This window comes from Pseudomonas sp. 05N434 (assembly GCF_056396965.1).
Map to the genome: position 1 here is coordinate 1 of NZ_JBFTMK010001164.1, position 415 is coordinate 415.

Consider the following 415-nt stretch of genomic DNA (forward strand, 5'->3'; position numbering starts at 1 on the left):
GACGGTGTGCCGCTGAACACATGACCGCGATCAAACGCATCCATCAAGGTTGATGCCGCTGTCGCCGCCGGATTTGAGGATGGAAAAATCCAGGATCAGGATCGCCAGGTACTCGGCGATCACCATCACCGACAGCAGCCGCGCCGACAGGTCAATCTTGCGATACCCCAGAATCGCAATGCTCGCCATCGCCATCAGCGAGTAGGACCACCACGGCAACACCAGCCCAAATACACTTTCCATGGTGCCACTGACGACCCCACCGAACATGCCATACAACCCGACCTGAAGAATGTTATAGGCAAACATCGCCAACACCCCGGCCGCGCCGCCTGCCAGGCCACCCAAACCACGTGAGGTGAACGCATAAAAACCGCCGGCATTGGTCAGGTGCCGGGACATGGTGGTGTAACCC

General features: G+C 58.6%; 1 pseudogene. It reads right to left on the minus strand.

From position 1 onward, the window contains the following. Window positions 1-415 (minus strand): annotated as a pseudogene (locus tag AC1DLB_RS32250) (amino acid permease); the annotation flags it as partial.